Here is a 13604-nt window from a genome sequence, read left to right as displayed (position 1 = left end):
GTACGTGACGTACCGGCGGGCCGCCCCGTCATCCGTATCGCTGGAGATCAGTCGCGATCAGTGGAAGAAGTGACGCGTGCCCGTGAAGTACATCGTCACGCCCGCCTTCTTCGCCGCCTCCACCACCTGCTCGTCGCGCACCGATCCGCCCGGCTGCACGACCGCCTTCACGCCCGCCGCCGTGAGGATCTCCAGGCCGTCCGGGAACGGGAAGAACGCGTCCGAGGCCGCGTACGCGCCACGCGCCCGCTCCTCGCCCGCGCGCTCGACCGCGAGCTTCGCGGAGTCGACGCGGTTGACCTGGCCCATGCCGACGCCGACCGAGGCGCCGTCCTTGGCGAGCAGGATCGCGTTGGACTTGACCGCGCGGCAGGCCTTCCAGGCGAAGGCCAGCTCGGCCAGCTCCTGCTCCGACAGCGCGTCGCCCGTCGCGAGCGTCCAGTTCGCCGGGTCGTCGCCGTCCGCCTGGAGGCGGTCGGTGACCTGGAGGAGCGCGCCGCCGTCGATCGGCTTGACCTCGACCGCGTTGGCAGGGGCACCCTCGGCACGCAGGACGCGGATGTTCTTCTTCTTGGCCAGGACCTCGACCGCGCCGTCCTCGTAGCCCGGGGCCACGATGACCTCGGTGAAGATCTCGGCGACCTGCTCGGCCATCGCCACGGAGACCGGGCGGTTGACCGCGATCACACCGCCGAACGCGGACAGCGGGTCGCAGGCGTGCGCCTTGCGGTGCGCCTCGGCGACGTCCGCGCCGATCGCGATGCCGCACGGGTTGGCGTGCTTGATGATCGCCACACAGGGCTCGGAGTGGTCGTACGCGGCCCGGCGCGCGGCGTCGGTGTCCGTGTAGTTGTTGTACGACATCTCTTTGCCGTGCAGCTGCTCGGCCTCGGCGAGGCCGCCCGTGCCGTCGACGTAGAGCGCGGCGCCCTGGTGCGGGTTCTCGCCGTAGCGCAGCACGTTGGAGCGCTCGTACGTGTGGCCCAGGAAGCCGGGGAAGCCGCTGTCGTCGTCGGCGGCGTAGTCGTCGGCGAACCAGGAGGCGACGGCCACGTCGTACGCGGCGGTGTGCTGGAAGGCCCTGGCGGCGAACCGCTTGCGGAGCGCCAGCGTGAAGCCGCCCTCCTTGACCGCCTGGAGGACGGCGGCGTACGCGCCCGGGTCGGTGACCACGGCCACGGAGGGGTGGTTCTTGGCGGCGGCGCGGACCATCGACGGGCCGCCGATGTCGATCTGCTCGACGCACTCGTCCGGGGTGGCGCCGGAGGCGACGGTCTCCTTGAACGGGTACAGGTTCACGATCACCAGGTCGAAGGGCTCGACGCCCAGCTCGGCGAGCTGGTTGCGGTGGTCCTCCAGGCGCAGGTCGGCGAGGATGCCGGCGTGGACGCGCGGGTGCAGGGTCTTGACGCGGCCGTCCAGGCACTCGGGGAAGCCGGTCAGCTCCTCGACCTTGGTGACCGGGACGCCGGCCGCGGCGATCTTCGAGGCGGTGGAGCCGGTGGAGACGAGGGAGACACCCGCCTCGTGCAGGCCGCGGGCCAGGTCCTCAAGGCCGGTCTTGTCGTAGACGCTGACGAGTGCGCGGCGGATGGGGCGCTTCGTACCTTCGGCGGTCACGGGATTGTTACCTTTCGTCCCTCAATGCGGTAGCCGTGCCGGGCCAGACGCCCCACGACCTCGACGAGCAGCGAACGCTCGACTTCCTTGATGCGCTCATGGAGCGCGGCTTCATCGTCCTCGTCCCGGACCTCGACCACGCCCTGGGCGATGATCGGGCCGGTGTCGACACCGTCGTCGACGAAGTGGACGCTGCATCCGGTGACCTTCGCGCCGTACGCGAGTGCGTCCCGCACTCCATGGGCACCGGGAAAACTGGGCAGCAGCGCCGGGTGGGTGTTGACGACCCGGCCGCCGAAGCGGGCGAGGAACTCCTTGCCGACGATCTTCATGAAGCCGGCCGAGACGACGAGGTCGGGCTCGTACGCGGCGGTGGCCTCGGTCAGGGCGCGGTCCCACTCCTCGCGGGTCGCGTGGTCCTTCACCTTGCACACGAAGGTGGGCAGTCCGGCGCGCTCGGCGCGCTCCAGGCCGGCGATGTTCTCGCGGTCGGCGCCGACGGCGACGATCTCCGCTCCGTACCCCTCGGGGTCGGCGGCGATGGCGTCGAGCAGGGCCTGGAGGTTGGTGCCGGACCCGGAGACCAGGACGACGAGGCGGGCGGCGGCCACTCGGTCACTCTTTCCGTGGTGTTTGTACGGTCGCACAAAGGAATCGTGCCTCCGGATACGGGGAACCCTACGAAGGGCCCGACCGTCAGCAACGATACCGGCACACCGGACAGCCCCCACGGGACGGGGGCGTGGCCGGGGGGTAGCGTCTGGGTTCGACGACACTTGAGACACCCGCTGAGACACCAGTTGAGACGGCAGTTGAGACAGCAGTTGCGACGACAGAGGGAAGACGTTCAGCAGATGCCGGAACGCCAGTCCACGGACGACAACAACCCGTTCGCGCCGCCGCCCGAGGGGCAGCCGGACCAGCCGTGGCAGCCGCGGCGGCCGGAGGGCTCGGACGACGACGCGTCGTCCGGGTCCTCCGGCGGCTCGGGTGGCTCGGGTGGCTCCGGTGGCCGTTGGAGCAGCCGCCAGCCGGGCCGCTCCTCCGACGGCTTCGGCCGCCGCCCCGAGCGCCAGGGCGGCCCGGAGCAGGGCCTGCGGCCGGGCCCGAAGTGGGACCCGACGGACCCGGCGCAGCGGCGGGCCCGGTACGCGCTCCTCGCGGGCATGTGGGCGTTCTTCTTCGCCATCTTCGAGATCCAGGAACTGGCGCTGCTCCTCGGCGCGCTCGGCCTGTACTGGGCGATCAGCGCGCTGCGGGCCAAGCCCAAGGCGGCCGCCGCGGATCTCTCCGCTCCGCCGGCGCCCGGCACCGCGGCCACGCCGACGACCCCGGCCGCCTCCCCGGCCACCACCGCGCCCGCTGCCACGGCCCCCGCCCGGGCGCAGCGCACGGCGGCCGTCAGCGGCCTGGTCGCCGCGGCCCTCTCCCTGCTGATCGTCGCGGGGAGCTTCACCATCCAGCTCGTGTACCGCGATTTCTACACCTGCGCCGACGACGCTCTGACCAAGTCCGGCCAGCTGGCCTGCAACGACCTGCTGCCGGAACCGCTGCGGGACGTGTTCGGGGTGCGGGAGTAGGAGGTTCTGGCTAGTCCTCGTGGGGCGCCGGGGGCGTCTCCGGCTGGGGCTCCTCCGGCTGGGGCTTCTCCGGCGGGGGCGGGGGCGGCAGTGTCGGTTCCCAGGCCGCCGGGAGGAAGTCGTACGGCTCGAAGCCGGGCTCGTCCTCGTCCTCCTCGACGAGCGGCTCGCGTACGGACGCCGAGGCGGCGGACGCGAGCGGTACGGCCTCCGGCGCGAGCGCGGCGCGCTCCGGCTTCGTGCCGCGCGCCGGCTTCAGGCCGCGCCGCGCCCAGGCCCGTACCCCCAGGGCCACCGGCACCCCCACCACCGCGCTCCACAACACCGCCGCCGCCCCGGCCTGCCACCACACCGGACCGAACTCCGCGAGCCGGCCCGAGCCGAGCGGGCCGCCCGCGGCCGCCGCGAGGACGGCGACCACCGCGCCGCACGCCCAGGCCGCGACCAGGGCCGTCAGCGCCGTCTCCCGGCCCGTCCAGGTCCGCGCCGAACGCCCCACGGTCCCGCCCAGGACCACCACCGCGACCAGAGGGATCGCGCCCGCGCTCCAGTGCGGCCAGGTGCCGGGGCCTTCGGCCGGGAGGGCGGCGAGCAGCGGGAAGGGCGGAACAGCGGCGGTACCGGTGAGACCCAGCGGCGTCGCCGAGGCACCGGCGCCGAGCGCGAACCCGGGCCCGAGACCGTACGACGCACCCCACACGGCGGCGTTCGGTACCAGCACGACGGCCAGCAGCAGGACCGAGACCCGCCCCGACCACTCCCCCGTGAGCCCGGCGAAGGACTCCTGCGCCGCGCCCGCGTGCCAGACCAGCGAGGCCCCGAACAGCGCCGCCCCACCACCGAACAGGGCGACGAGCGCCGTCCCGGCCGAGCGCAGCGCCACGGCCGCCTGTTCCGGTTCCGGCAGGGGGCGGCCGTTGGCCGTCCAGACGCCCAGGCCCGCCGCGGCCGCCACCGTCGCGGGCAGCCAGAACGCGGCCTTCAGCAGGTCCGCCGGGAGCGGGCCGCTCGCCGAGTAGAGCACGACACCGGCCGCGACCAGCAGATATCCCCCTGACACCGCCGCCACCGCACCGCCCGCGGAGGGCCTGGGCCTCCCCTCGTCCGGTTCCAGCGTGTCCCGTGCGGCGCGGTGCGCCAGCCAGCCGGGCAGGACCATGAGCAGCATCGGGGCGATGCCGAGGGGCGCGGCCACCCCGAAGAGGGTCTCCGTGCGGACCAGGTCGACTCCGTGGGCGAGCAGCCACAGCCCCGCTGCCGTGTGCAGGGCCCCACCGGGCCCGCTGTCCGGGTACGGCGAGCCGATCCAGGCCGCCATGACCAGCACCGCAAGCGCGCCGAGCCCGAGCCCCGCCGCGACCCCGCCCCGCACGAAGGCGGTCGCCAGCGCGGCGGAACGGCCGCCCTGGACCAGCGGATCGGCCGTCGGCAAGGGGCTGTGCTCGGTCAGGTGGGTCACGCGCCCATGCTCCCAACGACACGCGCTTTTCACGCGTAACAGGCAAACCGCCGTTGTGTCGCTCAAGATACGTTTATGTACTTTTCCGCCCGGAGCAGCTCTGCGGGAGGTCGTCGCCGATGAGTCCGACGAGTCGGGGAACAGCCGATTCCGAATCCGCCGTCTCGCTGCCGTCTCCCAAGGAACGGCGCCGGCTGCGGGAGGCCAGGGGTCTGAGCGAGGAGCAGGTGGCCGAGGCGGTCGGCGTCACGCGGGCCACCGTCCGGTCCTGGGAGACCGGCCGCACCGACCCACGCGGACGCAAGCGGGACGCGTACGCGAAGCTCATCACCGCGCACGAGGAGGACCTCACGCCCTCCACGACGCCTGCCGCGCCACCCTCGTCGGGTACGTCGGGGTGGGAGTCGGAACCCGAGCGAGGAACAGGATCAGGAGCCGACACCGGGACCGGAACCGGGCAGGCACCCGGCTCCGCGGCCGACGTCGACGCCGGGCCGGGCTCCGAGCAGGGGGCCGGGGCCACGTCGCCCACCGCCCCCGTCGCCGGCATCGGCGCCTCCGCGGAGGAACCGGCGCGCGCCAAGCCCGGCAAGCCCGTCGCGGCGCCCGCCGCGCCCCCCGCGAGCACCCGCCCGAAGGCCGCGGCGAAGCGCGCCGCGAAGCCGCCCAAGACCCCGGCGTCCGCCGCTCCCGGCCCCGGTCTCGGCCGGAAGGCCTCCCGGCCCGTGCGGGCCGGCGGCGCCGGTGCGCAGCAGCCCCTGGAGCGGCTGAAACCCGCGGAGACGGCGCCCGCACCCGAGCCCCCGGCGGAGCCGCCCTTCACGGCCGAGGAGGCCTTCGACGCGCTCTACGCCCACGCCGCTCCCGGTCTCGTCCACCAGACCTACCTGCTGACCGGCCGTCGCCGGCTCTCCAGGGAGTCCGTCGAGCGCGCCTTCCACCACGCCTGGGAGCACTGGCCGGAGGTCGCGGTGGACCGCGACCCCGTCGGCTGGGTGCGGGCCGCGGCGTACGACTACGCGCTCTCCCCCTGGCACCGGCTGCGCCGCTCCCACAAGCACCCCGACGCCCCGCCCACCGACGCCGGGCGGCGGGACCTGCTCGCGGCCCTGCTCGAGCTGCCGCCGCCGTACCGCCGTACGGTCCTGCTCTACGACGGGCTCGGCCTCGACCTGCCCGACACGGCGGCCGAGACCGAGGCGAGCACCCCCGCCGCCGCCAACCGGCTGCTGCACGCGCGTACCGTCATCGGGCAGCGCGTGCCCGAACTCGCCGACCCCGACGCCCTGCACGAGCGGCTCGTCGCCCTGGTGTCGGAGGCGCCGACGGCGACGCTCTCGGGGGCCTTGGCCGTACGGACGGGCAGCGAGCGGCGCGCCCGGCTGTGGACCCGGGCGGTGCTCGGCGTGACGGCGGCGCTCATCGGCATGACGGCCTTCACGGCGGTGACCGCGCCCACGCAGTACCTGCCGGTGAACCACCCCGGTGAGACGGTCGACGGAGTCCCGGTCCGCGGCGGTTCGCAGAAGCTCACCACGGAGGACAAACAGCTGCGCGACCAGCTGCGCTCGCAGCCCCACCACGGCCCGGAGCGGCTGATCCCGCAGCCCGGGTAGGCGCGCACGGCGCCGCATGGGTGGGTATGCGAGTGGGCCCCGCCCCCGCCCGGTTTCCCGGGAGGGGCGGGGCCCACCTGTGCGGTTCAGACGATGCCGCTTCAGCCCGCGAGGATCGCGCGCGCCAGCTTGGCCGTCTCGGTCGGCGTCTTGCCGACCTTGACGCCGGCGGCCTCGAGGGCCTCCTTCTTCGCCTGGGCGGTGCCGGAGGAGCCGGAGACGATGGCGCCGGCGTGGCCCATGGTCTTGCCCTCGGGCGCGGTGAAGCCCGCGACGTAGCCGACGACCGGCTTGGTGACGTTCTTCGCGATGAAGTCCGCCGCACGCTCCTCGGCGTCGCCGCCGATCTCGCCGATCATGACGATCAGGTCGGTGTCGGGGTCGGCCTCGAACGCCGCGAGGGCGTCGATGTGCGTGGTGCCGATGACCGGGTCGCCACCGATGCCGACGGCGGACGAGAAGCCGATGTCACGGAGCTCGTACATCATCTGGTACGTCAGCGTGCCGGACTTCGAGACCAGGCCGATGCGGCCCGGCTTCGTGATGTCGCCCGGGATGATGCCGGCGTTGGACTGGCCCGGGGTGATGAGACCGGGGCAGTTCGGGCCGATGATGCGGGTCTTGTTGCCCTTCGACTGCGCGTACGCCCAGAAGGCGGCGGAGTCGTGGACGGCGATGCCCTCGGTGATGACGACGGCGAGCGGGATCTCGGCGTCGATCGCCTCGACCACGGCGGCCTTGGCGAAGGCCGGCGGGACGAAGAGGACGGAGACGTTGGCGCCCGTCTTCTCCATCGCCTCGGCGACGGAGCCGAAGACCGGGACCTCGGTGCCGTCGAAGTCGACGGACGTGCCGGCCTTGCGCGGGTTCACGCCACCGACGATGTTGGTGCCGTCACCCAGCATGAGCTTGGTGTGCTTCATGCCCGTGGCACCGGTCATGCCCTGGACGATGACCTTGCTGTCCTTGGTGAGGAAGATAGCCATGGTGTGCTTGACCTCGTCCCTTACTTCGCAGCCGCGAGCTCGGCGGCCTTGTCGGCCGCGCCGTCCATGGTGTCCACACGCTGCACGAGCGGGTGGTTCGCGTCCGACAGGATCTTGCGACCCAGCTCCGCGTTGTTGCCGTCGAGGCGCACGACCAGCGGCTTGGTGACCTCTTCGCCCTTGGAGGCGAGGAGCTCCAGGGCCTGGACGATGCCGTTGGCGACCTCGTCACAGGCGGTGATGCCACCGAAGACGTTGACGAACACGGACTTGACGTCCGGGTCGCCCAGGATGATCTCCAGGCCGTTCGCCATGACCTCGGCGGAGGCGCCGCCGCCGATGTCGAGGAAGTTGGCCGGCTTCACGCCGCCGTGGTTCTCACCGGCGTACGCGACGACGTCCAGGGTCGACATGACCAGGCCGGCGCCGTTGCCGATGATGCCGACCTCGCCGTCGAGCTTGACGTAGTTGAGGTTCTTGGCCTTGGCAGCAGCCTCGAGCGGGTTGGCTGCGTCCTTGTCCTCGAGCGCCTCGTGCTCGGGCTGACGGAAGTCGGCGTTGGCGTCCAGGGACACCTTGCCGTCCAGGGCCAGGATGTCGCCGGAGGCGACCTTGGCCAGCGGGTTGACCTCGACGAGGAGCGCGTCCTCGGCGATGAAGGTCTTCCACAGGGTCACGAGGACCTCGGCGACCTTCTCGGCGACCTCGGCCGGGAACTGCGCCTGGGCGACGATCTCGCGAGCCTTCTCGATGGTCACGCCCTCGACGGCGTTGACCGGCACCTTCGCGAGCTTCTCGGGGGTCGTCGCGGCGACCTCCTCGATGTCCATGCCACCGGCCACGGAGGCCATGGCGAGGAAGGTGCGGTTGGTGCGGTCGAGGAGGTACGAGACGTAGTACTCCTCGAGGATCTCCGGAGCGGTCTCCGCGATCATCACCTTGTGGACCGTGTGGCCCTTGATGTCCATCCCGAGGATGTCCGTCGCGCGGGCGACGGCCTCGTCCGGGGTGGCGGCCAGCTTGACGCCGCCGGCCTTGCCGCGGCCGCCGACCTTCACCTGCGCCTTGACGACCGACTTGCCGCCAAGACGCTCGGTGGCCTCGCGCGCCGCCTCAGGCGTGTCGATGACTTCACCGGCCAGCACCGGTACACCGTGCTTGGCGAAGAGGTCCCTCGCCTGGTACTCGAACAGGTCCACGCGCGTCCGTCCCTTTTCTGATGATCGCGGTTCGTTGTCTGCGTGGGCGTGCCGCGGAGGGCAACGTGACTGCGCTGTCACAAGGGAGGCGTACACGGTGTCCGTGGACGCGGCATGTCCGTCTCGCAGGTTATCCCCGAGGGACGTAGGTCCCTAAATCGCAGATCACAACGGAGCGGTGATACGGGTCACAGATCGTAGGGGTCGGGGGGCGTTCCGTAGGGGGCCCCGGGGGTGGCCTCGGGGCCCACGGCACAGGTGGGGACAGGGCGTTGCGCGCCTCACGACGCGCCCGCCCGCGAGGTGAGGGCCCCGTGGACCCGGTTGTGATATGGGCCTCAGTGCGCCCGCACGCGCCCGGTCGGGTGGTGCCGGGGCTACGGATTCCGCACCCTTCCGCACCCTCTAGAGGGTGTCCGGCACCGGCAGGGGGCGTTTCTCGATCGCCGCCGCCATCACCTCCGGGAAGAGGTCCGGGGTGCAGGCGAACGCGGGGGCGCCGAGCGCGGCGAGCGCGGCCGCGTGCTCGCGGTCGTAGGCCGGGGCGCCCTCGTCGGAGAGCGCGAGCAGGGCCACGAACTGGACCCCGGACGCCTTCATCGCCGCGACCCGCTTCAGCATCTCGTCGCGTATGCCCCCTTCGTAGAGGTCGCTGATGAGAACGACGACGGTGTCGGCCGGGCGGGTGATCTGCGACTGGCAGTACGCCAGGGCGCGGTTGATGTCGGTGCCGCCGCCGAGCTGAGTGCCGAACAGGACGTCGACCGGGTCGTCGAGCTGGTCGGTCAGGTCGACGACCGCCGTGTCGAAGACGACGAGTCGGGTCGCGATCGAGCGCATCGAGGCGAGGACGGCGCCGAACACCGACGCGTAGACGACGGAGGCCGCCATGGAGCCGGACTGGTCGATGCAGAGGACGACGTCCTTCTTGACCGACTGCGCGGCCCGGCCGTAGCCGATGAGGCGCTCGGGGACGACCGTGCGGTACTCGGGCAGGTAGTTCTTGAGGTTCGCGCGGATCGTGCGGTCCCAGTCGATGTCCCGGTGCCGGGGGCGGCTGATCCGGGCCGAGCGGTCGAGCGCGCCGGTCAGCGTGGCCTTGGTACGGGTCGCGAGGCGCTTCTCGAGGTCGGCGACGACCTTCCGTACGACGGCTCGGGCCGTCTCCTTGGTCGTCTCCGGCATCGCCTTGTTGAGCGAGAGGAGCGTGCCGACGAGATGGACGTCCGCCTCGACGGCCTCCAGCATCTCGGGCTCCAGGAGCAGGGTGGACAGGCCGAGCCGGTCGATGGCGTCGCGCTGCATGACCTGGACGACGGAGCTGGGGAAGTACGTCCGGATGTCGCCGAGCCAGCGGGCGACGGACGGGGCCGAGGCGCCGAGGCCGGCCGAGCGGTCGCGTCCGCCAGCGTTCCCGGTGGCGCTCTTCGTGCCGCGTCCGTACAGCGCGGACAGGGCTCCGTCCATCGCGGCGTCCGTACCGGCGAGGGAGCAGCCGGTGCCGTCCGCCTCACCGCCGCCGAGGACCAGGCGCCAGCGCCGCAGCCGCTCGTCGCGCCCCGCCCCGTCGATCGTTCCGCTCATCGGTCCACCCCCACGAGGTCCGTGTCTCCCAGGATCAGCTCGAGCACCGGCAGGACTCCGTCCGCCCGCTCCTCGTCGAGGCCCGCGGCGAAGCCGGGTGTTCCGGCCTCCGGACGGCTCGCGACGGCGGACGGGCCGCGCGCGACCAGCTCGCCCAGGGTGCGCCGGACACCCGGTTCGTACGCGGAGAAGGTGCGCCGCAGCAGCGGCAGTACGTCGGTGAAGGTGTCCGCCGGGACGCCGGTCAGCCAGTCGTCGACGAGGGCGAGCAGCCGTTCGTCGTGGACGAGGATCATGCCGCCTCCGGCGGCGCCCCCGACGAAGCCCTCGATCCAGGCGGCGGCGTCGGCGGGCGCCGTCCCGGGTGACAGGGCGAGGCCCATGAGCCGGGCGGCCTCCTCCTCGTCCAGCCGCCCCTCGTCGAGGAGCAGCCGGGCGGCGCGGCCCCGGAGGAGCCCGGGGACGGTGTCGCGGGCGGCGAGCCTGCGGAGGACTCCGGTCCAGCGGTCGGTCAGCTCCGCGCTGTCGGGGAGCAGTCCGAGGGCTCCGTGGACCGCGTCGAGATGGCCCCGCATCTCGGTGGCGGCGTCGGTGTCGAGTCCGGCACAGGCCGGGGGGAAGCCGACGCAGATCCGCTCGGCGAGCCCGGCGGCGACCTCGCCGAGCGCAGCCGTGTCCGTGGCGCGCACGTCTCCGTAGCGCAGGGAGCGGGCGAGCGCGGGCAGGGCCTGGGCGAGGTGCCCGACGTCGGAGTCGAGCGCGGCCCGGTCGGCGAGGGCCGTCATGACGACGGGCAGGGCCTCGCCGAGTCCGGCCAGCAGGCACTGCTCGGCGAGCGCGGTGACCTCGGCGAGTGCCGTGGCCTCCACCGCGCGGGCCTCGGCCTTGGCGGTGGCGGCGGAGTCGACGGTGGTGCCCCAGACGCCGGCCTCGGCGACCCGGACGTACAGCTCGGGTTCCCAGCGCAGCCGCCAGCTCTCCCGGAAGGTGCCGGTGCTGCCGCGGCCGGCGACGGGCTCGCCCCAGCCGACTCCGAGCAGCCGCAGCCGGTGCAGCAGTCGGCTGCGGGCGGTGTCGTTCTCCTTGCGCAGATCGAGCTCCAGCTCCCGCTCCTGCGCCTCGGGTTTGAGGCGGAGCCCACGCTGGAGCCGGGCGAGGTCGCGCTGGAGCGGTACGGCGGGGGCGTCGGCCGGAACCTCGCCGAGGACGTCGCCGACGACAAGGCGGTCGCGCACGAGGTCGAGCGGGACGTCGGAGCCGTCGCACATGACGGCGCGTACGGCGTCGGTGGTCTCGCCGAGCCCGGCCAGTGGCCGGCCGCGCATCGTCGCGAGGGTCTCGGCGAGCCGTACGGCCTCGATGACATGGGCGGACGACACCATCCGGTCCTCCGCCCTGAGGAGGCCCGCGACTTTGGTCATCCAGCGCTCCACCGGCCGGTCGGGGGCGGCGAAGAGGTGCCCGTACCAACCGGGCGCCTCGATGCCCGCGCCGTACCCGGAGCGGCGGGCGAGCCTGCGGTGGGTCCAGGGCACCCACGTCATCTCGGTCTTCACCTTGGGCAGGCCCTTGAGCAGGGCGCGGTCGGCGCCGACGGTCGTCCTGAGGGACAGCGCGGGCACGTGCCACGCCCCGCACACGACGGCCACGTCGTCCGCGAACTCCTTGCGAGCGGCCCGTAGTTGGAGCCGCATGTACGCCTCGCGGACCAGGTCGCGGGCGTGGCCGCCGTCGCCGTGGGCCTCGCGCAGGGCGCCCATGGCCTCGGCGAGCGCCGCGAACGGGGCCGTGGGGTCGGCGGGGGCGGTGGTGCCGCGGTGCTCGACCACGTCCTCCCACCACCGCTCCGGGTCGTCGTACCCGGCGGCCCGCGCGAGCTCGCCGATCGGGTCGATCCGCAGCCCTTGCTCGGCCTCGTCGCCGTCGCCCCAGGTGGGGTCGGTGGCGGCGAGGCTGTGGGCGGCGGGAAGGTCGATGAAGCGGACGGCGGCGCGGTGGGCCAGGGCCCAGCGGATCGCCACCCATTCGGGCGAGAACGCGGCGAAGGGCCAGAACGCGGCCCGCCCGGGATCGTCCACGGCGTGGGCGAGCAGCGCGACCGGCGGCCGCATCCCGTCGTCGGCGGCGAGCGCGAGCAGCCCGTCCGCCTCGGGCGGCCCTTCGATCAGCACACAAGCGGGCCGCCGCGCCTCGAGGGCCGCCCGCACACCCCGCGCGGACCCGGGACCGTGATGCCGCACCCCGAGGAGCAGCGGCCCGGCGGGCGGGGTCGCGGGCGCGCCGCCCTGTACCGGCGAAGGCGTCGTCACGCGCTCACCTCGCGGCAGGCGCGGTAGAAGTCCTTCCAGCCGTCGCGCTCCCGGACGACCGTCTCCAGGTACTCCTGCCAGATGACGCGGTCCGCGGCCGGGTCGCGGACGACGGCGCCGAGAATGCCGGCCGCGACGTCCGCGGGGCGCAGGACCCCGTCGCCGAAGTGGGCGGCCAGGGCGAGGCCGCCGGTGACGACGGAGATGGCCTCGGCCGTCGACAGCGTTCCCGAAGGGGACTTGAGCTTGGTGCGGCCGTCGGTGGTGACCCCGTCGCGCAGCTCCCGGAAGACGGTGACGATGCGGCGGATCTCCTCGACCCCTTCGGGGACGGCCGGCAGGTCGAGGGAGCGGCCGATCTGGTCGACGCGGCGCGCGACGATGTCGACCTCCGCCTCCGGGGTGGCCGGCATCGGCAGCACCACGGTGTTGAAGCGGCGACGCAGCGCGCTGGAGAGGTCGTTGACCCCGCGGTCGCGGTCGTTGGCGGTGGCGATGAGGTTGAAGCCCCGGACGGCCTGCACCTCCTGGCCCAACTCCGGGACGGGCAGGGTCTTCTCGGACAGGATCGTGATGAGCGTGTCCTGCACGTCGGCGGGGATGCGGGTGAGCTCTTCGACGCGGGCGGTCAGTCCCTCGGACATCGCCCGCATGACGGGACTGGGCACGAGCGCGTCGCGGCTGGGGCCGTGGGCGAGCAGCCGGGCGTAGTTCCAGCCGTAGCGGATCGCTTCCTCGGGCGTCCCCGCCGTGCCCTGCACCAGCAGGGTCGAGTCGCCGCTGACGGCGGCGGCGAGGTGCTCGGATACCCAGGTCTTGGCGGTGCCCGGCACGCCGAGCAGGAGCAGCGCCCGGTCGGTGGCGAGTGTGGTGACGGCGACCTCGACGATCCGGCGCGGTCCGACGTACTTCGGTGTGATCACCGTCCCGTCGGGGAGCGTGCCGCCGAGGAGATAGGTGGCGACGGCCCAGGGCGAGAGCTGCCAGCGGACGGGCCGCGGCCGGTCGTCGGCGGCGGCGAGCGCCTTGAGCTCGTCCGCGAAGGCGTGTTCGGCGTGCGGACGCAGGGCCTCGGCGTTGGTTCCGACGCCGTTCTCCGCGTCGGCCGGGGCGGCCGCCCCGGTGTCGATTCCCGCACCGGGCACGGCGCTCGCGATGGTTTCGGACACGGTCATGGATCCCCCTCCAGATCGTTCGACCCGATGTGTGATCCACCGTGCACCATGCCACTGACAACGGACCGTCGCCGCA

At 73.3% G+C, this 13604-nt stretch carries 10 protein-coding genes; 2 read left to right on the top strand and 8 right to left on the bottom strand.

Annotated features, from left to right (window positions below):
* Nucleotides 1-57: 57 nt before the first annotated feature.
* Together purH and purN are read right to left on the bottom strand one after the other, a co-directional pair.
* Nucleotides 58-1620: a bifunctional phosphoribosylaminoimidazolecarboxamide formyltransferase/IMP cyclohydrolase gene (purH, locus tag ACFV9D_RS14730; protein WP_385145305.1), complete on the bottom strand. Its 1563-nt coding sequence runs from the start codon at nucleotides 1618-1620 to the stop codon at nucleotides 58-60.
* Entirely contained in the window at nucleotides 1617-2231 is a 615-nt protein-coding gene (gene purN, locus ACFV9D_RS14725) for a phosphoribosylglycinamide formyltransferase (RefSeq protein WP_385145303.1), read from the bottom strand. Before purN ends, purH begins: the two co-directional genes overlap by 4 nt.
* Nucleotides 2232-2474: 243 nt before the next feature.
* Between purN and ACFV9D_RS14720 the strand changes: the two genes are divergently transcribed.
* Nucleotides 2475-3200 (top strand): hypothetical protein, encoded by a 726-nt coding sequence (locus ACFV9D_RS14720; RefSeq protein ID WP_385145301.1) that lies wholly within the window; start codon nucleotides 2475-2477, stop codon nucleotides 3198-3200.
* 10 nt (nucleotides 3201-3210) lie between these two features.
* Here the strand turns inward: ACFV9D_RS14720 and ACFV9D_RS14715 are convergent, their stop codons facing one another.
* The gene (locus ACFV9D_RS14715; RefSeq protein ID WP_385145299.1) at nucleotides 3211-4659 is read right to left on the bottom strand and encodes a DUF6350 family protein; all 1449 of its coding nucleotides are present in this window, start codon (nucleotides 4657-4659) and stop codon (nucleotides 3211-3213) included.
* A gap of 119 nt (nucleotides 4660-4778) precedes the next feature.
* On the opposite strand from ACFV9D_RS14715, the gene ACFV9D_RS14710 reads away from it, so the two are divergent.
* On the top strand, nucleotides 4779-6275 hold the full coding sequence (locus ACFV9D_RS14710; RefSeq protein WP_385145297.1) for a sigma factor-like helix-turn-helix DNA-binding protein: 1497 nt from the start codon (nucleotides 4779-4781) through the stop codon (nucleotides 6273-6275).
* 101 nt (nucleotides 6276-6376) lie between these two features.
* Here the strand turns inward: ACFV9D_RS14710 and sucD are convergent, their stop codons facing one another.
* From sucD to ACFV9D_RS14685, 5 genes are all read right to left on the bottom strand, one after another.
* Nucleotides 6377-7261: a succinate--CoA ligase subunit alpha gene (gene sucD, locus ACFV9D_RS14705; RefSeq protein ID WP_260229316.1), complete on the bottom strand. Its 885-nt coding sequence runs from the start codon at nucleotides 7259-7261 to the stop codon at nucleotides 6377-6379.
* A gap of 20 nt (nucleotides 7262-7281) precedes the next feature.
* Complete coding sequence (gene sucC / locus ACFV9D_RS14700; protein ID WP_385145294.1) at nucleotides 7282-8460, bottom strand: ADP-forming succinate--CoA ligase subunit beta; 1179 nt, start codon at nucleotides 8458-8460, stop codon at nucleotides 7282-7284.
* A 405-nt stretch (nucleotides 8461-8865) separates the two neighbouring features.
* Nucleotides 8866-10044, bottom strand: a complete 1179-nt coding sequence (locus ACFV9D_RS14695; protein ID WP_385145292.1) for a VWA domain-containing protein — start codon at nucleotides 10042-10044, stop codon at nucleotides 8866-8868.
* A complete protein-coding gene (locus ACFV9D_RS14690) occupies nucleotides 10041-12353 on the bottom strand; it encodes a DUF5682 family protein (protein WP_385145290.1) in 2313 nt (770 codons plus the stop codon). The genes ACFV9D_RS14695 and ACFV9D_RS14690 overlap by 4 nt, the downstream gene beginning before the upstream one ends.
* The gene (locus ACFV9D_RS14685) at nucleotides 12350-13528 is read right to left on the bottom strand and encodes an AAA family ATPase (protein WP_385145288.1); all 1179 of its coding nucleotides are present in this window, start codon (nucleotides 13526-13528) and stop codon (nucleotides 12350-12352) included. The genes ACFV9D_RS14690 and ACFV9D_RS14685 overlap by 4 nt, the downstream gene beginning before the upstream one ends.
* Nucleotides 13529-13604 lie beyond the last annotated feature (76 nt).

Origin of the sequence: Streptomyces sp. NPDC059875, assembly GCF_042731085.1 — a bacterium.
Lineage (GTDB): Bacteria > Actinomycetota > Actinomycetes > Streptomycetales > Streptomycetaceae > Streptomyces.
This window is presented reverse-complemented; position numbering and strand designations above follow the sequence as displayed.